The 22661-nt window shown below is 57.5% G+C and carries 21 protein-coding genes and 1 pseudogene; 11 read left to right on the top strand and 11 right to left on the bottom strand.

Annotated elements, in window-relative coordinates; genetic code table 11:
• Positions 1–78 precede the first annotated feature (78 nt).
• The gene (locus N1078_RS13600) at positions 79–1218 is read right to left on the bottom strand and encodes an alkane 1-monooxygenase (RefSeq protein ID WP_274088710.1); all 1140 of its coding nucleotides are present in this window, start codon (positions 1216–1218) and stop codon (positions 79–81) included.
• A gap of 248 nt (positions 1219–1466) precedes the next feature.
• Here N1078_RS13600 and N1078_RS13605 point away from each other — a divergent pair, with 248 nt between their 5' ends.
• From N1078_RS13605 to ligA, 4 genes are all read left to right on the top strand, one after another.
• Positions 1467–2126, top strand: coding sequence for a GntR family transcriptional regulator (locus N1078_RS13605; RefSeq protein ID WP_274088711.1), 660 nt, complete (start codon positions 1467–1469; stop codon positions 2124–2126).
• 12 nt (positions 2127–2138) lie between these two features.
• On the top strand, positions 2139–5627 hold the full coding sequence (gene smc / locus N1078_RS13610; protein ID WP_274088712.1) for a chromosome segregation protein SMC: 3489 nt from the start codon (positions 2139–2141) through the stop codon (positions 5625–5627).
• Between the two features lie 182 nt (positions 5628–5809).
• Positions 5810–6631, top strand: a complete 822-nt coding sequence (gene zipA, locus N1078_RS13615) for a cell division protein ZipA (RefSeq protein ID WP_274088713.1) — start codon at positions 5810–5812, stop codon at positions 6629–6631.
• A 61-nt stretch (positions 6632–6692) separates the two neighbouring features.
• Entirely contained in the window at positions 6693–9062 is a 2370-nt protein-coding gene (gene ligA / locus N1078_RS13620) for an NAD-dependent DNA ligase LigA (RefSeq protein ID WP_274088714.1), read from the top strand.
• A gap of 124 nt (positions 9063–9186) precedes the next feature.
• Here the strand turns inward: ligA and queD are convergent, their stop codons facing one another.
• The gene (gene queD, locus N1078_RS13625; RefSeq protein WP_090241991.1) at positions 9187–9543 is read right to left on the bottom strand and encodes a 6-carboxytetrahydropterin synthase QueD; all 357 of its coding nucleotides are present in this window, start codon (positions 9541–9543) and stop codon (positions 9187–9189) included.
• A gap of 342 nt (positions 9544–9885) precedes the next feature.
• Here queD and N1078_RS13630 point away from each other — a divergent pair, with 342 nt between their 5' ends.
• The gene (locus tag N1078_RS13630) at positions 9886–10353 is read left to right on the top strand and encodes a DUF3429 domain-containing protein (protein WP_274088715.1); all 468 of its coding nucleotides are present in this window, start codon (positions 9886–9888) and stop codon (positions 10351–10353) included.
• Here N1078_RS13630 and N1078_RS13635 read toward each other — a convergent pair.
• A complete protein-coding gene (locus N1078_RS13635; RefSeq protein WP_274088716.1) occupies positions 10321–10872 on the bottom strand; it encodes an AAA family ATPase in 552 nt (183 codons plus the stop codon). The two genes, N1078_RS13630 and N1078_RS13635, sit on opposite strands and share 33 nt — an antisense overlap.
• The gene (gene pnuC, locus N1078_RS13640) at positions 10869–11435 is read right to left on the bottom strand and encodes a nicotinamide riboside transporter PnuC (RefSeq protein WP_274088717.1); all 567 of its coding nucleotides are present in this window, start codon (positions 11433–11435) and stop codon (positions 10869–10871) included. The genes N1078_RS13635 and pnuC overlap by 4 nt, the downstream gene beginning before the upstream one ends.
• A gap of 141 nt (positions 11436–11576) precedes the next feature.
• On the opposite strand from pnuC, the gene N1078_RS13645 reads away from it, so the two are divergent.
• On the top strand, positions 11577–12698 hold the full coding sequence (locus N1078_RS13645; protein ID WP_337993324.1) for an ABC transporter substrate-binding protein: 1122 nt from the start codon (positions 11577–11579) through the stop codon (positions 12696–12698).
• A gap of 1 nt (position 12699) precedes the next feature.
• Here N1078_RS13645 and N1078_RS13650 read toward each other — a convergent pair whose 3' ends face one another.
• The 4 genes from N1078_RS13650 to N1078_RS13665 all read right to left on the bottom strand — a co-directional run bounded on the left by N1078_RS13650 (position 12700) and on the right by N1078_RS13665 (position 14951).
• A complete protein-coding gene (locus N1078_RS13650) occupies positions 12700–12915 on the bottom strand; it encodes a DUF2970 domain-containing protein (RefSeq protein WP_274088730.1) in 216 nt (71 codons plus the stop codon).
• A 54-nt stretch (positions 12916–12969) separates the two neighbouring features.
• Positions 12970–13197 (bottom strand): DUF1272 domain-containing protein, encoded by a 228-nt coding sequence (locus tag N1078_RS13655; RefSeq protein WP_274088718.1) that lies wholly within the window; start codon positions 13195–13197, stop codon positions 12970–12972.
• A 185-nt stretch (positions 13198–13382) separates the two neighbouring features.
• The gene (locus N1078_RS13660) at positions 13383–13652 is read right to left on the bottom strand and encodes a hypothetical protein (RefSeq protein WP_274088719.1); all 270 of its coding nucleotides are present in this window, start codon (positions 13650–13652) and stop codon (positions 13383–13385) included.
• 219 nt (positions 13653–13871) lie between these two features.
• Positions 13872–14951 (bottom strand): patatin-like phospholipase family protein, encoded by a 1080-nt coding sequence (locus tag N1078_RS13665; protein WP_274088720.1) that lies wholly within the window; start codon positions 14949–14951, stop codon positions 13872–13874.
• Positions 14952–15144: 193 nt separating this feature from the next.
• Here N1078_RS13665 and N1078_RS13670 point away from each other — a divergent pair, with 193 nt between their 5' ends.
• Genes N1078_RS13670 through N1078_RS13685 form a run of 4 tightly spaced genes read left to right on the top strand, consistent with a single transcriptional unit; the run spans position 15145 to position 17755 of the window.
• The gene (locus N1078_RS13670) at positions 15145–15453 is read left to right on the top strand and encodes a PepSY domain-containing protein (protein ID WP_274088721.1); all 309 of its coding nucleotides are present in this window, start codon (positions 15145–15147) and stop codon (positions 15451–15453) included.
• Positions 15453–15770, top strand: coding sequence for a PepSY domain-containing protein (locus N1078_RS13675; RefSeq protein ID WP_274088722.1), 318 nt, complete (start codon positions 15453–15455; stop codon positions 15768–15770). Before N1078_RS13670 ends, N1078_RS13675 begins: the two co-directional genes overlap by 1 nt.
• Positions 15771–16439: a response regulator transcription factor gene (locus N1078_RS13680; RefSeq protein WP_274088723.1), complete on the top strand. Its 669-nt coding sequence runs from the start codon at positions 15771–15773 to the stop codon at positions 16437–16439.
• A complete protein-coding gene (locus tag N1078_RS13685; protein ID WP_274088724.1) occupies positions 16436–17755 on the top strand; it encodes a sensor histidine kinase in 1320 nt (439 codons plus the stop codon). The genes N1078_RS13680 and N1078_RS13685 overlap by 4 nt, the downstream gene beginning before the upstream one ends.
• A 27-nt stretch (positions 17756–17782) precedes the next feature.
• Here the strand turns inward: N1078_RS13685 and N1078_RS13690 are convergent, their stop codons facing one another.
• The 3 genes and pseudogenes from N1078_RS13690 to N1078_RS19710 form a co-directional block, all read right to left on the bottom strand.
• Positions 17783–18379: an NADPH-dependent FMN reductase gene (locus N1078_RS13690; protein ID WP_274088725.1), complete on the bottom strand. Its 597-nt coding sequence runs from the start codon at positions 18377–18379 to the stop codon at positions 17783–17785.
• Positions 18380–18492: 113 nt separating this feature from the next.
• Positions 18493–19248: a methyl-accepting chemotaxis protein gene (locus N1078_RS19705; RefSeq protein ID WP_411912094.1), complete on the bottom strand. Its 756-nt coding sequence runs from the start codon at positions 19246–19248 to the stop codon at positions 18493–18495.
• A 102-nt stretch (positions 19249–19350) separates the two neighbouring features.
• Positions 19351–20637, bottom strand: a pseudogene (locus N1078_RS19710) (PDC sensor domain-containing protein); the annotation flags it as partial.
• A gap of 275 nt (positions 20638–20912) precedes the next feature.
• Between N1078_RS19710 and N1078_RS13700 the strand changes: the two are divergent.
• Positions 20913–22232: a Na+/H+ antiporter family protein gene (locus N1078_RS13700; RefSeq protein ID WP_274088727.1), complete on the top strand. Its 1320-nt coding sequence runs from the start codon at positions 20913–20915 to the stop codon at positions 22230–22232.
• Positions 22233–22661: the final 429 nt, after the last annotated feature.

Consider the following 22661-nt stretch of genomic DNA (forward strand, 5'->3'; position numbering starts at 1 on the left):
CCGGCTTTTAGCCGGGCCGGGCCGCGAAGCAATCAGCTCATCCCGGTAAGCCCGCCTTTATTGCTCCAATCACAGTGCTCATGAGCGCGTCAGTTGTGAGTCGCTCAGCTGATGTTCCTCTCCCGCGTAGTAAGCGCGTACGCGCGGATCCATTACCGTGCGCCACAGCGGCGGGAATAGCGCCAGAACGATCATCCCGGCATAGCCATTAGGCAGTTGCGGGCTGTCTGCGAAGTGGCGCAATACCTGATAGCGACGTTTGGCATAGGCGTGATGATCGGAGTGGCGCTGTAGATGGAAGAGAAACAGATTGGTCAGCAGGAAATTACTGTTCCATGAATGCGTTGGGTTGGTGCGCTCATAACGGCCATTATCCAGCTTACGTCGGTGCAGGCCGTAATGCTCCACGTAGTTGACGATTTCCAGCAGGGTAAAGGCGATCAGCGATTGCGCGATGAAGAACAACGCGCCGAGCCAGCCGAGTGCCAGGGTGAAACCCAGCAGAAACAACGCGCTCAGTGCATACCAGCCAATCAATTCATTACGCCAATGCAGGGCGGGCAAACCTTTGCGTTTCAAGCGTTCTGCCTCAAGTTTCCAGGCATTCAAAAAATTGTGCAGATAGGCGCGCGGTAAAAACGCGTAGAGGCTTTGGCCATAGCGTGAAGAACTGGCATCTTCCGGGGTGGAAACATGCACGTGATGGCCGCGCACATGCTCGATCTTGAAGCCGCCGTAGCAGACGGCTGCCAGCAACAGGCCGCCAGCGTTCTGCTCCGGTGGCGGGTCCTTGTGAATCAACTCATGGGCCACGGTGATGCCAATTGAGCCAGTGACCGTGCCGACCGACAGCACCCAGCCCAGTTGGCCGATCCAGTTCCATGTCTCATTGTTAACGAACACCCAGCCCGCCCAGGCAAGCATGCCGAGTAGGGCAGGTACCGCGGCCAGGTTCAGCAGGCGGTAGTAACCCTGCTGTTCCATATGCGGTACTTGTACCGCTTCATCGGGATTGGCCGAGTCGCGCCCAATAATAAAATCCAGCACTGGAATAACCCCGAATACCACCAGTACCACCAGCCATGGCCAGGCGTTGCTGTACTCGCCGCGCAATGACGCGTGATAACTCATGGGGATGCCCAATACAGGGATCAACCAGAACCAATAGCCGATACTTTTTATCGTGAGCATCCAGTTGGAGGGCAGGCGTTCGAACATGGTGGTTACCTATTTTTATTGTGGATTACTTTCATTGTTCGATTGTAGGACAATTAATTGATATGGCTATTTTATCAGCCCACTTTTTTGCGCTGAAAGCGCTATTCAGGCAGCCTTTGCCCGGTAACGCCCTGTGTTACACTCGTGCCCTGCGTTGCAACGCCTAAGCCAAGCCTGGCGAGGGCTCAAGCCGCTTTATGTCACCTTCGTTTGCCCCTGATTAGGCCAGATAGAGCCTAAGGATCATCATGACGTTCAAGGCACCGGATAGCCTCGCTGAGCAGATTGCCCATCACCTTGCGGAGCGCATCATTCGTGGTGAGCTAAAGGCACGTGAGCGGATTCAGGAACAGAAAGTCACCCAGGCGCTAAACGTCAGCCGGGGATCGGTGCGTGAAGCGCTGCTGATTCTTGAGCGTCGTCACCTGATCGTGATCCCGCCGCGCCGTGGTGCCCAGGTTGCTGAGCTGACCCCGCACAATGTTAAAAGCCTGTATGCCTTGGTAATGGAGTTGTACATCCTGCTGGGCAAGGCTGTGGCGGATAGCTGGCAGGTAGAAGCGGACCTTGCGCCTTTCTTGGTGATTCAGCAGCGCTTGCAGGACAGCTTGCAGCGCGAGGACATCCACGGCTTTGTCGAAAGCAGCTTCGACATCATGCGTGCCGCGTTCCCGTTCTCCAATAACCCTTATCTGCAGGAAACCGTGGAGAACCTGCTACCCGCTATCAGCCGCACCTACCACCTGGCGCTGGAGCGGCGCAAAGGTGAAATGGCTCAGTTCCTCAATACCTTTGCGGCCCTGTTGCAGGCGATTATTGCCCGTGATCACCAGGCCATTCGCGAAGTCTTGCTGGGTTATGGTGAGCACAATTGCCAGCTGGTGCTGGCTGCACTGGCCGAGGCCTAAGGGAAGCGCTTCATGCGGCTCAAGTGCATCAAGCTCGCGGGGTTTAAATCCTTCGTTGATCCAACCACGGTGACTTTTCCCAGCAATATGGCAGCGGTGGTGGGGCCCAATGGTTGTGGCAAATCTAACATTATCGACGCCGTACGTTGGGTGATGGGCGAAAGCTCGGCGAAGAACCTGCGTGGCGAGTCGATGACCGACGTCATCTTCAATGGCTCGAATACCCGTAAGCCCGTGACCCAGGCCTCCATCGAGCTGGTCTTCGATAACTCGGATGGCACCTTGACGGGCGAATACGCTGGCTATAACGAAATTTCCATCCGTCGTCGGGTGACCCGCGACAGCCAGAACACCTATTTCCTCAACGGCACCAAGTGCCGTCGTCGCGACATTACCGACATCTTCCTCGGTACCGGCCTGGGCCCGCGCAGCTACTCGATTATCGAGCAGGGCATGATCAGTAAGCTGATCGAAGCCAAGCCGGAAGACCTACGCAACTTTATTGAAGAAGCCGCCGGCATCTCCAAGTACAAGGAGCGCCGCCGCGAGACCGAGAACCGCATCCGCCGCACCCATGAAAACCTGGCGCGCCTGACCGACCTGCGTGAAGAACTGGAGCGTCAGCTCGATCGTCTGCACCGCCAGGCCCAGTCAGCCGAGAAGTACCAGGAATACAAGGCCGAAGAGCGTCAGCTCAAAGCCCAGCTCACGGCGCTGCGCTGGCAGGCTCTGAATGAGCAGGTCGGTAGCCGTGAGGCGGTAATCAGCAATCAGGAAATCAGCTTCGAAGCGCTAGTGGCCGAGCAGCGCAACGCCGACGCCAGCATTGAACGCCTGCGCGATGGCCATCACGAGCTGAGCGAGCGATTTAACCTGGTACAGGGGCGTTTTTATTCGATCGGCGGCGATATCGCGCGCATTGAGCAGAGCATCCAGCACGGCCAGCAACGGTTGCGCCAGTTGCAGGACGACCTCAACGAAGCCGAGCGTTCGCGCCTAGAAACTGAGTCGCATCTGGGTCATGACCGCACTTTGCTGGCAACGCTCGCCGAAGAGCTGGAAATGCTGCTGCCCGAGCAGGAACTGAGCACCGCGGCTGCCGAAGAGTCTGCTGCCATGCTGGAAGAGTCCGAAACGGCGATGCACGGCTGGCAGGAACAGTGGGACGGCTTCAACCAGCGCAGCGCCGAACCACGGCGACAAGCCGAGGTGCAGCAATCACGCATCGCCCAGTTAGAGCAGAGCCTGGAGCGCCTGGCTGAGCGTCAGCGGCGTCTCAGCGATGAGCTTCAGCAACTGGCGGCCGACCCGGAAGATGCGGCGATTATCGAACTGGGCGAGCAGATCGCCGCCGGCGAAATCAGCCTGGAAGACCTGCAGCTGGAAGAAGAGCAGCAGGCCGAGCGTCTTCAGCAGCTGCGCAATGATTTGCAGCACAGCGGCCAGGCTCAGCAGCAAGCGCAAGGTGAGCTTCAGCGCCTGAATGGTCGCCTTGCTTCGTTGGAAGCACTGCAGCAAGCCGCGCTGGATCCCGGTAAAGGCACCAGCGAATGGCTGCGCGAACAGCAGCTGAGCGAGCGCCCGCGCCTGGCTGAGGGCTTGCGGGTTGAGGCCGGCTGGGAACTGGCGGTGGAAACCGTACTGGGTGCCGATCTGCAGGCTGTGCTGCTGGATGACTTTCAGGGCCTGGATTTTTCCGACCTGACCCAAGGCGATTTACGCCTGGCCAGCCCCAGCAAGGGCGGCGCGCGAGTGGCGGGTAGTTTGCTCGATAAGGTTGAAACCAGCCTCGACCTGGCGCCTTGGCTGGGCAAGGTTAAACCCGTGCAGAGCCTGGATGATGCACTGGCAGCGCGCCTGAACTTGGCCGAAGGCGAAAGCCTGATCAGCCGTGACGGTTATTGGGTTGGTCGGCATTTCCTGCGCGTACGTCGCGCCAGTGAAGCGGAAAGCGGCGTGCTGGCCCGTGGCCAGGAGATCGAACGATTAAGCTTGGAACGCGATGAACGTGAAGCCGCGCTGGCCGTGCTGGATGAGCGTTTGTTGCACTTGCGTGAGAGCCAACGCAGCCAGGAAGAACAGCGTGAACAGCAGCGCCGCCAGGCCCAGGACCTGGCTCGTCGCCTCGGTGAGCTTAAGGCCCAACTGTCTGCCGGGCAGGCCAAGGTCGAGCAACTGGTTCTGCGCCGCAGTCGTCTGGACAGCGAATTGCTGGAACTGGCCGAGCAGCGTGCAATCGAACATGAGCAGCTGGGTGAGGCGCGCCTGCATCTGCAGGATGCACTGGATGCCATGGCCACTGATAATGAGCAGCGCGAAAGTCTGCTGGCCAGCCGCGACAGCTTGCGCGAACGCCTCGATCGTGTGCGTCAAGAGGCCCGTCAGCACAAGGACCACGTTCACCAACTGGCCGTGCGCCTGGGTTCGCTGAAAGCCCAGCATGATTCCACCCGTCAGGCCCTGGAGCGTCTAGAGCTGCAGGCCGAGCGTTTGCACGAGAAACGCGAGCAGCTCAACCTGAATCTGGAGGAGGGCGAAGCGCCGCTGGAAGAACTGCGCATGAAGCTGGAAGAACAGCTCGACAAGCGCATGACGGTTGAAGACGAGCTCAAACTGGCACGCCTGGCTCTAGAAGATGCCGACCGTGAACTGCGTGACGCGGAAAAGCGCCGCACCCAGGCCGAGCAGCAGTCGCAGTTGTTGCGTGGTCAGCTGGAGCAGCAGCGTATGGACTGGCAATCGCTGACCGTAAGACGCAAGGCGCTGCAGGATCAGTTGCTGGAAGAAAATTACGACTTGCATGGCGTACTCGCCAGTATGCCGGCAGAGGCCAACGAGAACGCCTGGGAGGATGAGCTGGAGCGGCTCGCTGCGCGAATTCAACGTCTTGGGCCGATTAACTTGGCGGCAATCGATGAATACCAGCAGCAGTCTGAACGCAAACGTTACCTCGATGCGCAAAACGCTGATCTGGTAGAAGCGCTGGAAACGCTGGAAAACGTCATACGCAAGATCGACAAGGAAACCCGTAACCGCTTCAAGGAAACCTTCGACCAGATAAATGGCGGCCTGCAGGCGCTGTTTCCAAAAGTTTTCGGGGGTGGCAATGCCTATCTGGAACTGACGGGCGAAGATTTACTGGATACCGGTGTAACCATCATGGCGCGGCCGCCGGGCAAGAAGAACAGCACCATTCATTTGTTGTCTGGTGGTGAGAAGGCGCTGACTGCATTGGCATTGGTGTTTGCCATCTTCAAGCTCAACCCAGCACCCTTTTGCATGCTCGATGAAGTGGATGCGCCATTGGATGACGCCAACGTAGGGCGTTATGCGCGATTGGTTAAAGAGATGTCAGAAACCGTGCAGTTTATCTATATCACCCATAATAAAATCGCCATGGAAATGGCCGATCAGTTGATGGGCGTGACCATGCATGAGCCGGGTTGTTCGCGTCTGGTGGCGGTCGATGTAGAAGAAGCGCTGGCGCTGGTGGAGTCCTGATGCGCGAGGCGGTGTAAAGTTATCTTTCGTCGTGCTAGCTTAATGCGCATTGTTATTAGGCTTATCTGCGAAAAGCACGGAAAGGCTTGTCAGAACATAGGCTTGGCGTCACGTAAAAGAATTAGCAAAATGGCCCGGGATGGCCTTTTTCATCACATTATTATTAGGGGTTAAGGTATTTCATGGAATTCGGTCTGCGCGAGTGGCTGATTGTCATCGGCATTATTGTGATTGCTGGCATCTTGTTTGATGGCTGGCGGCGAATGCGCGGTGGCAAGGGTAAACTCAAGTTCAAACTTGACCGCAGTTTTGCCAACCTGCCGGATGATGACAGCGACCCTGATCTGCTCAGTCAGCCACGGGTTGTTGATCGCAGCCATGAACCTGGTTTTGACGAAGAAGATTTGCCGTCGCTAAGTGCCCGTGAATTGAACCGTCGCACCGGCGAGCCGCAGCAGGGCGACCTCAACTTGGGCCAGGAAGAGCCTGTGCCGACGCTGCTCAATCCAGTAGATGGCGATGCAGTTAAGCCTTCTGCTCAGGGTAAACAAAACACTAAAGAGCTGCCGCCGGTTGAAGAAGTCTTGGTGATCCATGTGATCGCCCGTGAAGACGATGGCTTCAAAGGCCCGGCGTTGCTACAGAATATTCTCGAAAGTGGCCTGCGTTTTGGTGAGATGGATATTTTCCATCGCCATGAGAGCATGGCTGGTAATGGCGAAGTCTTGTTCTCCATGGCCAATGCGCTTAAGCCCGGCACGTTTGATCTGGATGATATTGAAGGTTTCAGTACCCGTGCGGTGAGCTTCTTCCTCGGTCTACCGGGCCCACGCCACCCTAAGCAGGCATTTGATGTGATGGTAGCGTCCGCACGCAAGCTTGCTCATGAACTCAACGGTGAGTTGAAGGATGATCAACGCAGCGTTATGACGGCGCAAACTATCGAGCACTACCGTCAGCGCATTGTTGAATATGAACGCAAGCTGCTGACCAACAAACGCTGAATTAACCTGTGAAGTAGAAAGAGCAGCCAAGGCTGCTCTTTTCGTTTGAGAGCACACCGCAATGACCGACGCCTCTATTGCCGCCCAGCGCATTCTGCAACTGCGAGCCGAACTGGATGGGCATAACTACCGCTACCACGTACTCGATGAACCGAGTATTCCAGACGCCGAATATGACCGCTTGTTCCATGAGCTTAAAGCCCTGGAGGCTGAGCATCCGGCGCTGGTCACTGCGGATTCGCCGACCCAGCGCGTTGGTAGTTTGGCGCTTTCTGCCTTTGGCGAAATCAAGCATGAAGTACCGATGCTCAGCCTGGGTAATGCTTTTGCTGAAACTGACCTGTTGGACTTCGATCGGCGGGTGCGTGAGGGGCTGGATTTGCCAGCGGGCGATTTGTTTGGCGGCGGTGCCGAGGTCGAGTACAGCTGCGAACCTAAGCTCGACGGCCTGGCCGTCAGCCTGTTGTACCGCGATGGATTGCTGGTGCGCGGCGCAACGCGCGGTGATGGCAGCACGGGTGAGGACATCAGCGTTAATGTGCGCACCATTCGTAATGTGCCCTTAAAGCTGCAGGGCGCAGGCTGGCCAGCGGTTCTTGAAGTGCGTGGCGAAGTCTTTATGTCCAAGGCCGGTTTTGCTGCGCTTAACGCCAGGCAACTGGAACAGGGCGCCAAGACCTTCGCTAATCCGCGTAATGCGGCCGCAGGTAGCTTGCGTCAGTTGGACTCAAAAATCACCGCCAGCCGGCCTTTGGAGTTCTGTTGCTATGGCATCGGCCAGGTACAAGGTGAGTTGCCGCAGACGCATATCGGCATTCTGGAGGCCCTGAAACAATGGGGCATGCCGATCAGCCGTGAATTGAAGCTGGCCAAAGGCGCAGAGGAATGCCTGGCGTATTACCGCGATATCGGTGAACGGCGTGATGCATTGGCGTATGAGATTGACGGGGTGGTGTTCAAGGTCAATAGCCTGGCTTATCAGCGTGAGTTGGGCTTTCGTGCTCGCGAGCCGCGCTGGGCAATCGCCCATAAGTTTCCGGCGCTGGAAGAGCTGACTGAGCTGCTGGATGTAGAGTTTCAGGTCGGCCGCACCGGCGCAGTCACCCCAGTGGCGCGCTTGAAACCGGTGAAAGTAGCCGGTGTCACGGTGTCCAATGCCACGCTGCACAATATGGATGAAGTGGCGCGTCTGGGGGTGATGATCGGCGATACGGTCATCATCCGCCGCGCTGGTGATGTGATCCCGCAGGTGGTACAGGTGGTGCTTGAGCGGCGCCCAGACAACGCCAAACCCGTGCAAATTCCTGAAAGCTGCCCGGTATGCGGTTCTCACGTTGAGCGCACCCAGTTGGTTAAACGTAGCAAGGGTAAGGAAACCTTTAGCGAGGGCTCGGTGTACCGCTGCGTCGGTCGCCTGGCCTGTGCTGCGCAGCTCAAGCAGGCGATCATCCACTTTGTTTCGCGTCGTGCCATGGATATTGAAGGCCTAGGCGACAAGACCATCGAGCAATTGGTGGATGAGCAACTGATTGCCTCGCCGGCCGATCTGTACAAGCTGAAATACGAGCAGATCATCACCCTGGAAGGCTTTGCTGAGGTTTCCAGCAATAAGCTGCTGCAGGCCGTTGCCGACAGCAAGCAGCCGAGTCTGGCGCGCTTTATCTATGCCCTGGGGATTCCTGACGTGGGTGAGGAAACCGCCAAGGTGCTGGCCCGTGCGCTGGCCTCGCTGGAGCGTGTCCAGCAAGCCTTGCCCGAGGTGCTGACCTACCTGCCGGATATCGGCCTGGAGGTGGCACATGAGATTCATAGCTTCTTTGCCGACAGCCATAACCAGCAGGTGATTGCAGACTTACTTAGCCGTGATGAGTGCGGCCTGCAGCTGCAGGAGCAGGGCGAGCTGAGTGCCGAGTTCAGCGCCAGCGTCACTTTGGCGGCGATGCTCGACAAGTTGAATATCCCGTCAGTGGGGCCTGGCGGTGCGCAAAAACTGGCAGACAAGTTCGCCAGCCTGGAGGCTATCTTGGCGGCTGATTGGCTGGACATGCGCCAGACCTTACCCGAGAAACAAGCCAAGGCCGTGCGTGAGTTTTTTGATCACGCAGCCAATGCCGAACGCGCGCGCGCCATTGAGGCTCAGCTAAAAGCCTTTGGCATGCACTGGCACAGTGAGAAGAAAGTTATCGCTGGCCTACCGCTGGCCGGACAGACCTGGGTGCTGACCGGCAGTTTGGAGGTGATGAGCCGCGATGTCGCCAAGGAAAAGCTGGAGAGCCTAGGGGCCAAGGTGGCGGGTTCTGTGTCGGCTAAGACCAGCTGTGTGGTGGCAGGTCCTGGCGCAGGCTCAAAATTGGCCAAAGCCAGCGAGTTGGGGCTGCGGGTTATGGACGAGGCGCAGTTCTTGTCAGCTTTAGCTGGCTTCGGCCTCTAGGCGCGTTATCCGCTGTGCACTGCCCTCCAGCGTAACGCGTGAGGGCAGTGACTGGTTAGAGTTGGTGCTATGCGCGGTCTAGCCAGTAGAGCGGGCTGGTGTAAGCGCACTAAGCGCTGGGCGATTAGTCGCCGCGGTATTCGCAGCCGCTGGTGCAGGTTTCGTGGATGCGAATACGCGACAGCTCAGGTAGCAGCGGCTTGAGTTGTTGCCAGATCCATTTAGCCAGCACTTCACTGGTGGGGTTTTCCAGGCCAGGAATATCGTTCAGGTAGTTGTGATCGAGTTGCTCATACAGTGGCTTGAAGATCGCCTTGATCTCGGAGAAGTCACGAATCCAGCCGGTATAAGGATCAACCTCACCTTCGATATACACCGCGACCTTGAACGAGTGGCCATGCAGGCGACCGCACTTGTGCCCTTCGGGGACGTGAGGCAGGCGGTGCGCGGCCTCGAACATAAACTCTTTGAACAATTCCACGGTATTTCTCTCAGGTGTGCGCAGTTAACCGCGCGCTTAGCAAGCCGCGAATATTATCAGCTCAGGCGCGGTTAACCGAGTGCCGTGGGAACTGGGTAACGGTTTATGTATGGCCAGGCATCAGTCGATAGATTTTTTCTGCCATTAGGTCGCGCGTATCAGGTGTTCTGCGGAAAAACTGGCGTGGCTTTTGATTGGGGTCAGATTGACGCGTTCTGCCGCTATGTCGGTAGGGCGGGAGCAGCAGCCTGTAAGATGAGTAATTAAGAGGGCGGCCCTCTACTAATAACGAATATGACCTTAAAGTGTGGCTATCCAGGATTGATTAACAGGAGTGAAGATATGCATCCATTTGACGCGGCGCACCCGCCTAAATTGGCATTGCTGCTTGGCTATGCCGGGTTAGTGCCTTTTGTAAGCGGTGCTTTGGGTATTTGGATTACCCCTGAAGGCTGGCGGCCGGTGGTGCTGGCGGCGTTGCTGGATTATGCCGCGGTGATTCTGGCTTTCATGGGGGCGATTCACTGGGGCTTGGCTATGCGTGCAGAGGATACGAACGAGCAGGCGCAAGTGCAGCTGGGGCTTTCAGTGGTGCCGCCCTTGTTGGGTTGGCTGGCGATTACTGGCGGCATGCCAACCAGTTTGGCCTTGCCGTTATGTTTGCTGGCGTTCGGCGGTTTGTACGTTGCGGATTTGCGAGCGGTCAAACTGGGCCTGGCTCCGCAGTGGTACCCCAGTTTGCGCAGGCCTTTGACGATTGTCGTGTGCCTGAGTCTGCTACTGGCCTGGGGCAGTGTGTTGCTGCGTTGAGTTGAGCCAGTGCTCCACCGTCTTTAGAGTCTGTTCACGTCGCTGCGTCCAATTGCCCTGTATGCGCCGCAGCGGTTGCTGATGTCGCTGTAACCAGCCCTCACACTGTTGATAGAACGCCAGCCGCTGAGCCAGCTCCGGCTGGCAGCGCTGGCCATCATCGACCCACGGTGCATCGACTGGGTCGAGCAGCAAATGAAGGTGGTAATCGCGCTCGAGCAAGGCGTGTTCGATCCACGAAGGGCAGTCGCCAAACAGGGCCTGGCTCCAGAGCAGATTACTCAATAAGTGGGTGTCAAGAATCAGCAGCTCGGGGCGCGCAGCTCTGGCCTGGTCTTCCCAGGCCAATTGCCCTTGCGCAATGGTCGTAATGTCGGCGTAACAGGTGTCGCGCTGCTCGCGTTCGATAAAGTGCCGCACATATTCGCCAACCAGTTGCCCACCAAAGTTCGTCTGAATTTCTGCAGCCAGCCAACTTTTACCGCTGGATTCTGGCCCAGTGAGTACCAGCACCTTCATGCGCAAGCCAGGGCGCGGTCACGTCGCCAGGTTAGCCAGCCGTTGAGTGCTAGCAGGGTAAATACCCCATACAGCGCTGCAGTTGGGTAAAGACCCTGCTGCATAAATAGAGCGACAAACAGCAGGTCCAGAGCGATCCACAGGGGCCAGCATTCCACCCGTTTCTGTGCCATCCATACTTGAGCCACCAGGCTAAACGCGCTGAGGGCTGCATCCTGCCAGGGGGCGGCGGCGTCCGTGAACGTGGCCATCAGGTAACCGAGGGTAAGTGAACCGATTGCACCGACCGCCAGGCTCGCCAATATGCCGTTTGGGCTTAGCCGGCTGACCTGCACCCCGTTGTGATTGCTACCGCCTCGTGTCCATAGCCACCAACCGTAACCTTGCAACACGGCATACACACCCTGCAGGAGCATGTTTGAGTAGAGTTTCCCGTCATAGAAAATCCAGGCGTACATCAGCACCATCAACAAGCCTAGCGGCCAGCACCAGCGATTTTGCCGCACGGTCAGCCAAACGGCCCATATGCCAATGGCTGAAGCGATAATTTCCAGAGAGGACACACATCACCGGTTAGCGAGAGGTAACAAGGGACGGCGATTGTAGCGATTGCCGGGCGTGGCGTCTTGGCGGCTAAAAGACGCTTGTCGGCTGGATGGCTAATGGCTACTGCTTTGCCGATATACTCTGCACCCGTTTTTAGGATGATCGATGTGTTCAGGTCCGCTTTGGCTGTTATTGGCACCTTATGTTTATTGGTCTTCAGCCAATTAGTCCTGGCCGCTGCAGAAAACGCACATGTTAAAAGCAAGGCTCCGGCGTCGGTGGTGTTCCTTAACCCGGGGTTTTCTGACGAGCCTTTTTGGGTTAGTTACAGCGCATTTATGCAGGCTGCTGCGGATGATCTGGGCATGCACCTAGAGGTTATTTATGGTGAGCGCGATTCGCAGCGCTTGCTTGAGAGCGCCCGCAGCCTAATGGCCAGAGATAAGCAGCCGGACTACCTAGTGTTCGTCAATGAAATGTATACCGCGCCGCAACTGCTCAGATTATTCGCGGAAAGCCCAATCAAGCTGTTCTCCCTGCACAGCACCTTAACGCTTGAACAACAGCAGATCATTGGCGGCTCGCGTGGTCAGTACCGTAACTGGATAGGCAGCCTGGTGCCTAACGACGAGCAGGCCGGTTACTGGATGGCTAAGGCTTTGATCGGCAAGCTGGAAGGCCAGCCAGCTAGCCTGCTGGCCTTTGCAGGGGTGCGCTTCACGCCATCCGCCACCCTGCGCGAAGATGGCCTGCGCCGCGCTTTACGCGAGCACCCTGAGATCAAACTTCAGCAGGTGTTACAGGGCGAGTGGAAGCGTCAGCGCGCCTACGAACAGGCGCAGCTGGTGCTGGCACGTTATCCAGAAGTACGGCTTGTGTGGTCGGCCAACGACGAAATGGCGTTTGGCGTGATGCAGGCCGCGCGGGAGTTGGGTAAGCAACCGGGCAAGGATATTTACCTGGCAGCGCTGAACAATTCGGATGAAGTGCTGCAGGCGCGTATAGACGGCACTCTCAGTGTATTGGCTAGCGGGCATTTCACCCTTGGCGGCTGGGCCATGGTGATGCTGCATGATTACCATAAGGGGCTAGATTTTGCTGCGCGCGGGGGTAAGGATCGGGTCGATCCGCTGTTCAGTCTTCTGGATGTCAAACAGGCCGCGCACCTGCAAAAGCTGCTTAAGGTGCCGGGCTCTACGCTGGATTTTCGTCAGTTCAGCGCGGTGTACCGGCCGCAGATCAGGGATTACGGCTTCTCCATCAAACCCTTGCTGCAGTAAGTCAGACGCCCGCCAAGTGCAAGACGAGTTTGACCACAGCGAAAATCACCAGCACAAACACCATCGTGAATAGCACACCAAGAATGATGAAGTGACTGGGCTTGCCGCGGGAAAAATCCCGACTGCGGTTCTTGCCACTCTGCACACCGAGCGCCGCACTAAGAACGCTCTGCAGCATTTCCTTTAACGTCAGCGGTTTGTCTTGGTCATCGTCCATCATGCCGTCCCCCTGTGTGCTCAGAGTAGCTGCTGTATCTGGCAATGCTAGGACTCAGGATTTATTGACGCGCACGCTGGAGGCGGGGTATTTCAATAATTTGGCTGCTGGTCTGCGTGGTCGTTGCAGCAATTCTCCCGAGCAATTCGGGCAGACACCTTGATGGGTGTGCAAGGCGCAATCACGACAAAACGTGCACTCGAACGAACAGATCAGGGCATCGCTTGAGTCAGCCGGCAGGTCACGGTCACAGCATTCGCAGTTAGGGCGCAATTGCAGCATGGAAGGCTCCGCAGAAAGACGTGTCGGCTGAGCATAAACGCAAATGTTCATGTGCGACAAAACTGTTCTACGGTGGCTATGCGCGCGGTTTAACGAGGCCGTGCGCTCGCTAAACCGTGCACACGTTGAGGGCTCTAATTAGGACGTGGCCTAACGGTAGCTTAGAGCCCTCAAGAAGTAGCGGATTACTCCGGCATGCTCCACGGTTCTAGCGCGAAGCCTTGCTGGCTTAGCTGCTCGCGGGACTGTTTGAGCATGTCGGCAAACTGCACGGGGTCGCTGTAGATACTGCTCGACAGTTGAGTGCGACCGAGCAGTCGAGTGCTGGTGCGGTCAATGACTGTCAGGCTGAGATTGCCAGAACCGTCCTGCGGGGCCCAGGCCACACATTGGAAAGGTTGAAAGGCGCGGTCAGCAATCAGCAGGGCTTCGTTAAAACGCAGCGGTGCGTTCATGGGGTCGGTTTCTCCGAGGTGATCCCAAATACACAAGGACAGGCGGTAGGTTCCGCTTGCCAGTCATAGCTGTTGATGAACGAAGTTGACTGTTAAGTCACATGTTGGCCAAAAATTGCACCTATTTGCCCGATAAATCACAGTTTTACCGGTTGCATAACGAATATCGACTGAATGTTCCAGTCTGCTCGGCCTCGGCCTTCATGCGGACAGCATCACTTATAACGGCTGAAGGCGCTCGCCAAGGCGACCATTTTCGGCAAGCTCGAGAAACTCATCGCCAAGGCGCTGGCTCTCGCTCATGGCCTTACGCCAATAGCGTTCACGGCCGCCATCATCACCCTGATAACGGCTGAAGTCCTTACGGTCTGGGAGTTTGCCGTGAGGTAGGCGTGCCAGGTATTCACGTGAGGGGGCGAGTAACAGCACATCCTGAAGGCGGCCACCATCACCGCGCCGCCACGGCATGCTTTTATCGAACCAGCCAGGGATGATCTTGTCGGTGAAATGAGGGTAGAGGACGATGTCATCGCCGCTGAAGGGCAGGTCGAGGTGGTAGTCGAGCAGCCCGCCATCGCGGTAGGTTCCGGGCCCGGCACCCGGTATGTCACGCACGCCTTGCATGATCATCGGGATAGAGCCCGAGGCCAGCAGCGCATGACGTAAATTGCCGCTGTCGAGTCGCAGGTAGCGTGATGGGAAATCATTGAGCACGCCCAGCGGTGGAGCCTGGCGGGCGTCGTGCAGGATCACCCGCTCAAAGTGCTTAGCCAGGCGCGCTCGGCCCATCAGGTTACTGCCAATCACCGAAGACAAACCCAGGCTCAGTGCGCCACGGTGATCGTGCTGCAGCAGGCCATGGCTTTTCACCACCACAATGTTAAGCCGGTAATGCGGGTTGCTGAGGATGCTGGGCTCGTCGCTGCCCAACAGTTGCTCCAGCATAAGGCTGCAGCTGTGTGATACCTGCTTCATGCTCACGCCTTTGGTAAAGCGCTGTGAGGTGTATAGCTCACCGAGTCGGCGTAAGCCGACAGCTGGATCAGGTAGGCAGGCGCTGGCAAACCGCCACGAGCCGATGGATGCCCCAATCAGCGAGCGCTCACGCGGCGCACGTTGCAGCCAATCACCAAACAAGGCCAGATCCAGCCCTTGAATACCCAGGGCCTTCGGGCCGCCTGCTGCACCGGGCAGAATACCGACATCTGCCGGTTGTAGGCCCTGCTCACGAATGCGCGCAAGGGCGCGTTTGCCGGCTCTGATCGTCAGGGCAGGGGACTTGATTACTATCGCACTCATGCTGGCCTCCATCGCGCAGGGCGGCGATTATAAAACGCTGAGTGGCCAGACCAAGTACGTTCAGCGTGTGAATGACGCGTACAGCGATGGATTGATCAGCCTTTGAGCTCGCCCTTAGCTGCATTCAGCTTGAATTAAGTCATTTGCAGTAACTTGAATGCCACCCAAAGCCAACGTGAAAAGGAACGTGGATATGCACACATTGACTGCCGTATTGACCGCTGCTGCCCTGACACTGACTGCCGGCCTGGTCCAAGCCCGTGACCTGGGCCCGGATGAAGCCTTAAAACTGCGTGATGCGGGCACTATTATGTCCTTTGAAAAGCTCAACGCAGCAGCATTGGCGCTGCACCCAGGTAGCAAAACCGAAGACACTGAATTGGAAGAAGAGTACGGCCGCTACATTTACCAGGTCGAAGTGCGCGATGCCCAGGGTGTTCAATGGGATGTCGAGCTGGATGCTACCAACGCTCAAGTGCTGAAGAACCAACGAGACGATTGATGAACATCACTGCTTGGCTTGTACGCCCACTCCTGGCCTGTCTGCTGCTGACGGTTACGCTCAGCAGCAGCGCGCGTGATCTGGATCAGGACGAAGCACTGCGTCTACGCCGTGAGGGGCTGATCATGCCCCTCGAACAGCTGTTGCAGATGGCTTTGCAGCGTCATCCTGGCGCCGTTTTGCTTGAAGTCGAGCTGGAGGAAGAGGACGGTGTACTGGTTTACGAAGTTGAGCTGGTAACTGGGCAGGGTATTGTGCGCGAACTGGAATTACATGCGAGTACCGGTGAAGTACTCAAGGACGAAGTGGAAGACTAAATGCGCCTACTGCTGGTTGAAGACCATGTGCCCCTCGCCGATGAGTTACTGGCCAGCCTGGCGTGTCAGGGCTACGCCGTGGACTGGTTAGCCGATGGCCGTGATGCGGCCTACCAAGGCGCTACTGAGCCTTATGACCTGATCATTCTTGACCTCGGACTGCCTGGCAAACCGGGGCTGCAGGTGTTGCAGGAGTGGCGTGCAGGTGGCCTCAGCACGCCGGTACTGATTCTCACCGCTCGGGGCTCCTGGGCTGAGCGCATTGAGGGGCTGAAGGCCGGCGCGGACGATTACCTGAGCAAGCCCTTTCACCCGGAAGAACTGCAACTGCGCATTCAGGCATTGTTGCGCCGGGCCCATGGTCTGGCCAATCAGCCGCAACTGGAGGCTGCTGGGTTACAACTGGATGAAGGCCGGCAAACGGTTAAGCGCAATGGTGAAGAGGTCCAGCTGACCGCTGCCGAGTTCCGCTTGCTGCGTTACTTCATGCTGCATACCGGGCAGTTATTGTCGAAGAGTCATCTGGCTGACCACCTGTACGACGGTGAGAGTGAGCGCGACTCAAATGTTATCGAGGTGCACGTTAACCATCTACGGCGCAAATTGGGGCGCGAGATCATCGAAACCCGGCGTGGCCAGGGCTACCGTTTTAATGGGGATACGGCTTGAGGTCGATTCAGCGACGACTCAGTCTAGGGCTGGTCAGCGTACTGCTGATTGTCGGCCTGCTGCTGGCGCAAAGCAGCCTGTGGTTGTTCGACCGCAGCTTGCGTAACTATTTACAGACAACCCTGCAGGATGAAACGCAAACCCTGCTGGGGGCGATTGTGCGTGGCCCCAACGGCCTGCAGCTGGACGAGCGCCGGCTGAGCGCAGCATTTAAGCGGCCGTACTCGGGCCTGTATTTTCGCATCGACCTTGCCGAGCAAAGCTGGCGTTCACGTTCGCTCTGGGATCGTGAGCTAAACACGGCTGAGGCTGAAGGCTTGCAGGACGAGCTGGCTGACGGCCCGCAAGGGCAGGAGTGGCTGGTGTACCGCGCCGACTATCAACGCTATGGCCAGAACATCATGATCCATGTGGCGCGTGACTATACCCCGATGCTCAACAGTTTCAGCCACGTGCAGAAAGTTGTCCTGGGGTTGGGCGTTGCCGCTCTGCTGTTGATTTTGTTGCTGCAGCGCCTGATTGTCAGTCGTGCGTTGCAGCCGCTGGAGCAGACTCGCCGGCAGATCATGCAGCTGCAACAAGGCCAGCGCAGCCAGCTGGATCAGCAGGTACCGCTTGAGCTTGAGCCGCTGGTGGCGCAGATCAACCACCTGCTGGCGCACACCGAAGACACTCTGAAACGTTCACGTAATGCCTTGGGCAACCTCGGACACGCATTAAAAACGCCCTTGGCGGTGCTGGTCAGCCTGGCCTCCCGTGAGGAGCTCAAACAGTTGCCAGAGTTGCGCGAGAGCCTCAATAGCCAGCTGCAGCATATTCAGCAGCGTATTAGCCGTGAGCTAGGCCGTGCACGCCTGGCGGGTGAAGCATTACCGGGGGCTCATTTCGAGTGTGCCAGCGAGTTGCCTGAGCTATTCGCAACCCTGGCGATGATCCACGGCCATCATCTGGAACTCAGCTGGCAAGCCGAACCCGAACTGCGATTGCCCTGGGACCGTGAAGACCTGCTGGAGCTGCTAGGGAATCTGCTGGATAACGCCTGCAAATGGGCCGATCGCCAGGTGCAGTTGCAGATCAGTCGGCATCCGCACGGTTATCAATTGCTCATTGATGATGACGGGCCGGGCATTGACGCCGCTCAGCGTGAAGAGGTGCTCAGTCGCGGCAGTCGCCTAGACGAGCAGGTGGCGGGGCACGGCCTGGGTTTAGGCATCGTGCGCGATATCGTCGATGCCTGGGGTGGACAATTGCAACTGGCGGAAAGCCCGTTAGGTGGGTTGCGCGTCAGGGTCACATTGCCGTTGAAGCGCACCTGAATTCACCAAGTGCGCACAACGTAAGGTTCACATACCGTTGGCAAAGGCCGGGTTGCTCATGTCGATATTGGCGCGAACCGGGCGCAGGGCGTGTGCGTACTGGGCCAGAATATCCAGCTCATAATCGATGCGCGCATGCAGCCGCTGATCGTCTTCGCTGCTGGGCTCGGGGGTGTTCAATACCTTTTCGACACCGCGCACAATCAAGTGCTCGGGCAGGTAGCAGAGCCGGCAGTTTTTATAGCTTGAGGCGCGCAACTCGCTAATCGGGTAGGCCCCGCCAACGCCCGATGAGACGCCCACGAGCAGTCCAGGCTTGTGCGCCAGTTCAACCTTACTGGCGTAGATAAAGAAGTTTTTGATGGCCGGGCAGGCCATGCCATTCCACTCCGGCGAGATAATCACTACGGCATCAGCTGCTGCCAGTTGCTTGCTGTACAGCCCCCACGGGCCCGCATCCTCGGCAGGCCAGAGCGGCAGTGGCGCAAGACCCAGGTCAATGACGCTGCTCTGCGCATCATCGGTGAAGCCCAATTGAATCAGGCGCTGACGCAAGAATCGGGCAACTTTGCCCGATTGGCTGTTAGTGCGACCTGAGCCGGCCACCAAGGCGATATTGAGCATCGTGCACCTCTTGTTAATCAGACATAAACGAAAAACGCAGGCTAACGATTGCTAGCCTGCGTCACAAGGTGGCAGTCGTCACAGGCACTGCCTGGTCAGCTCACGCCAGAAGCCTAGACGCGGAACTGATCCATCAGGCTTTGCTGGTGGTTAGCCAGTTTGTTCAGACCCTGGCTGATTTTTGCCGACTCATCGGCCTGGGAGGAGATTGATTCCGTGACATCGCGGATCGAGGCGACGTTCCGGTTGATTTCCTCGGCCACCGAGCTTTGCTCTTCGGCAGCACTGGCAATCTGCAGGTTCATATCGGTAATCACACTCACGGCCTGACTGATGCGTTGCAGCACGGCCACCGCTTGTTCGACCTGCTCGACGCTGCCCTGGGCCTGACGATGGCTGCTGTGCATGGTGCTGACCACTTCCTTGGTGCCGCTTTGCAGGCCTTCAATCACCTGGCGGATTTCTTCGACTGAATCCTGAGTACGCTTGGCCAGGTTGCGCACTTCATCGGCCACTACGGCAAAACCGCGTCCGGCTTCACCGGCACGCGCCGCTTCAATCGCTGCGTTGAGGGCCAGCAGGTTAGTCTGCTCGGCAATCGAGCGGATCACTTCGAGTACCGAACCGATTTTCTCGCTGCTATCAGCCAGCCCTTCGACTTCCTGCATGGCGACGTTCATTTCATTGGCCAGCAGCTCAATGCTTGATGTGGTCTTACCGATCACATCCATCCCTTCACGGCTGGCTTGGTCAGCGGTGCGCGCGGCTTCGGCTGCCTGGGCGGCGTTGTGCGCGACATCTTGGGCGGTGGCACTCATTTCCTGGAAGGCTGTAGCCACTTGATCGACTTCGCGGTACTGCTGCTGCATGCCATCGCTGGTCTGGCTGGCGATCAGCGCCGACTGATCTGCCGTACTGCGGGCGTCCTGCACGCTGTGTTTAACGTCGGCAATAATTGGCTGCAGTTTGTCGAGGAAGCGGTTGAACCAGCTGGCCAGCTCGCCCAGCTCATCCTTCTTGGCGTATTCCAGGCGGCGAGTCAGATCGCCTTCACCGCTGGCGATGTCTTTCAACATGGCGGCCACACCAAGAATCGGCCGGGTCACGCCCAGAGCCGTGAGCCAGATCAGCAAGATACCCACCACACCTGCGGCCAAACCCAGGCCGAGTGAAGTGGCACTGTTACGGGTGCCCATGGCATCCATTTCAGCTTCAAGCCGAGCGGCAGGTTCAAGCAGGACTTTCTCCGGGACTTCGATGAGCACGCCCCACGGCTGTGCATCAGGAATGGGCAGCAGCGGTTGCAGCACCTGTAACGCACCTTCGTGGTGCAAGGCTTCAGGGCGATTATTGGCCAGCAGGCTGAGAATCTCGCCGTGCTGAGCACTGAACGCTTTATCAAGCTTGCCGCCAAGCAGAGCGCTGTCACGGCTGTGACCGGCTAGCAGCCCGGCAGGGCTGATGATGCTGACATGCCCGGCACCATCAAACAGTCCCTGATGGGCTTCGTTGCTCAGCTCTTGCAGGCTGGCGAGGCTGATATCCACGCCCAGCACGCCGATGACCTTGCCCCCTTGCTCTAGGGGAAAGGCAATACTGGTCATTAGGGTTTTCACCCCATCGGTGTCATCGATATAGGGGTCGAGCAAGCAGACTTTTTTCTTTTCAATAGGGCAGGTATACCACGCGTTGTATGGCGCTCCGCTAATGCCTGGCGTTGTGTCGCCGAGGCTCTCTTCGGTCATGCTCTCAGCAACCAGCTCACCGTTATCGCCTTGTGCCCAATAGATGGAGAAGCGGCCTTTATCATTGCTGCCCAATTCCGCCTGGTCGGCAAACAGTTCATCTTTACCGTCGAGCGCGTTGGGCTCGAATACCGCATAAACACCGAGCAGGCTGCGGTTGTTCTCTAGTGCGCTGCGCACTTGTCGAGTCAGGTCTTCACGCAGGTCGAAGGCATCCAGAAAGCGTTTTTCCGCCTGCTCGCGAATAAACAGAACCTGGTTCGTGGCACTGCGGCCGTATTGGTAGGCATCCATAAAATAGCGCTGAATTTGCAGTGCCTGAGACTCCCCGCGGGCGTTCATGCGCAGCTGTGCGGACTCTTGCAGCATTTTTGAGCTAGCCTGCTTGACCAGGTCAGCACTGCTCGATGCTTGAATGACCGACGCAGAGACTAAGACGGCGACAATGGCCAGCAGACATAAGCCCGCCAGCAGGGTGATCTTCAACTGAATAGAGAGTCGGCTGAACAGCATTTTCAGGACCTTATATGACTGAGGCTTCTAGCGCCTATCGGCGCTTAGGCGCTTTTCTTTAAGTTTTACAGCAACTAAAGCACAGCAAGTTACAGGCCAGCAGAGCGCTTTTAGCGTTCAGAGTAATCGAATCACTTACAGCTCGTGTTAAATATTTTACAGGCGTTTTGACAGCTCGTTCAGCTTTGTGCAGAGTACGCGCCCTCGCCAAGCCGGCGCAGCATCCAGAGAAGGTTGAAACCTTCACGGACCTATTCAAAAGCGGGAGTAAATCGATGAACGCAGTCGTTGCGGCAGTGGGGATTATGCTGATCCTCAGCTTGTGCCGCGTGCACGTGGTTGTAGCCCTCATAGTCGGTGCATTGGCCGGTGGCCTGCTGGGCGGTTTGGGCCTTGAAGGCTCGCTGACTGCATTTCACAACGGCCTAGGCGGCGGCGCCAAGGTTGCCTTGTCCTATGCCTTGCTGGGCGCTTTTGCCGTGGCGATCGCCAAATCTGGCTTGGCCCACGCGCTGGCGGATAAGGCGTTGGCGATGGTCGGCAAGCAGGACACGAACAGTGCCGGGCTCCTTAAATGGCTGCTGATCGCTCTGCTTCTAGTTGTGGCGATTTCTTCACAGAACATCCTGCCGATTCATATCGCCTTTATCCCGTTGCTGGTGCCGCCCTTGCTGTTCGTATTGAGCAAGCTGCAGCTTGACCGCCGTTTGATCGCCTGCGTGCTGACGTTTGGTTTGATCACGCCCTACATGTTTTTGCCGGTAGGCTTTGGCGGCATTTTCCTCAATGACATCCTGCTGGCCAATGTGGCCAGCGGCGGCGTTGATATCACTGGCCTGCAAGTAACCAAAGCCATGGCCATACCGGCGCTGGGCATGCTCTGCGGGTTGTTGATTGCCGTGCTGTTCAGCTACCGCAAAAAGCGCGTGTACGACCTGAGCAAGATAGAGCAGGCCGAGCGCGTGGATGTGGTCTACAACCCGTTGAGCCTGCTGGTGGCTGGCGTGGCGATTGTGGCTGCTTTTGTTGTGCAGCTGTGGCTGGACTCGATGATCATCGGAGCACTGGCTGGTTTTGTGATTTTCTCGGTATCAGGCGTGGTGCGCTGGAAAGAGGCTGACGGGCTGTTTACCGAAGGCATGAAAATGATGGCCATGATCGGCTTTATCATGATCGCCGCTGCTGGCTTTGCCGAAGTGATGAAGGCCACGGGTGATGTGAAAAACCTGGTTGAGAGCGCGGCCGAACTGATTGGCCACAACAAGGCTCTGGGTGCGTTGCTGATGCTGCTGGTCGGCCTGCTGGTGACCATGGGCATCGGTTCGTCGTTCTCCACCGTGCCAATCATCGCGGCGATCTTCGTGCCGCTGGGTCTGCAGCTGGGTTTCAGCCCACTGGCCATCTTGTGCATCGTTGGCACCGCCGGCGCCTTGGGCGACGCCGGCTCGCCGGCTTCTGACTCGACCTTGGGGCCAACTGCTGGTCTTAACGTCGATGGCCAACACAACCATATCTGGGACAGTGTTGTGCCGACTTTCCTGCACTACAACCTGCCACTGCTAGTGTTCGGTTGGGTCGCAGCAATGGTGCTTTGATTCGACACGGCTTATCTGTAGAGCGAGTGTCAGGCGTTTAACCTTTGAGCGGGGCTACCGATAAGTCGGTAGCCCCGTTTTTATTTGGGCGGCAGAGGGTTTGCCATGTTGCGGGGTTTTCGTTGCAGGTAGGCGCCCGCCATGGCGTTCCAGAATGAGTTGATGACGGTTGCTGCTAGTACCCCTGAATCTCAGCTGTTAGCGTCTGATTGCGAGCATCTGCGCCTTTGCTGCGATGCACTTGTTTGAGTGTGCGCCAGGCTGACTTCGCCAAGGCGACGCGTCAGCGCAAGGCGTGCCTGGGCGCTACAGGCAACGTCGACATGAGTGATTACGTCATTGGTACTACACGATCGGGTAGGAGGCGGCCTCACGGCCGCCGTCCTCCCACACCACCGTGCGTACGGTTCCGTACACGGCGGTTCAGGC

Source organism: Pseudomonas sp. MIL19, from assembly GCF_028680365.1.
Classification (GTDB): Bacteria; Pseudomonadota; Gammaproteobacteria; order Pseudomonadales; family Pseudomonadaceae; genus Aquipseudomonas; species Aquipseudomonas spirodelae.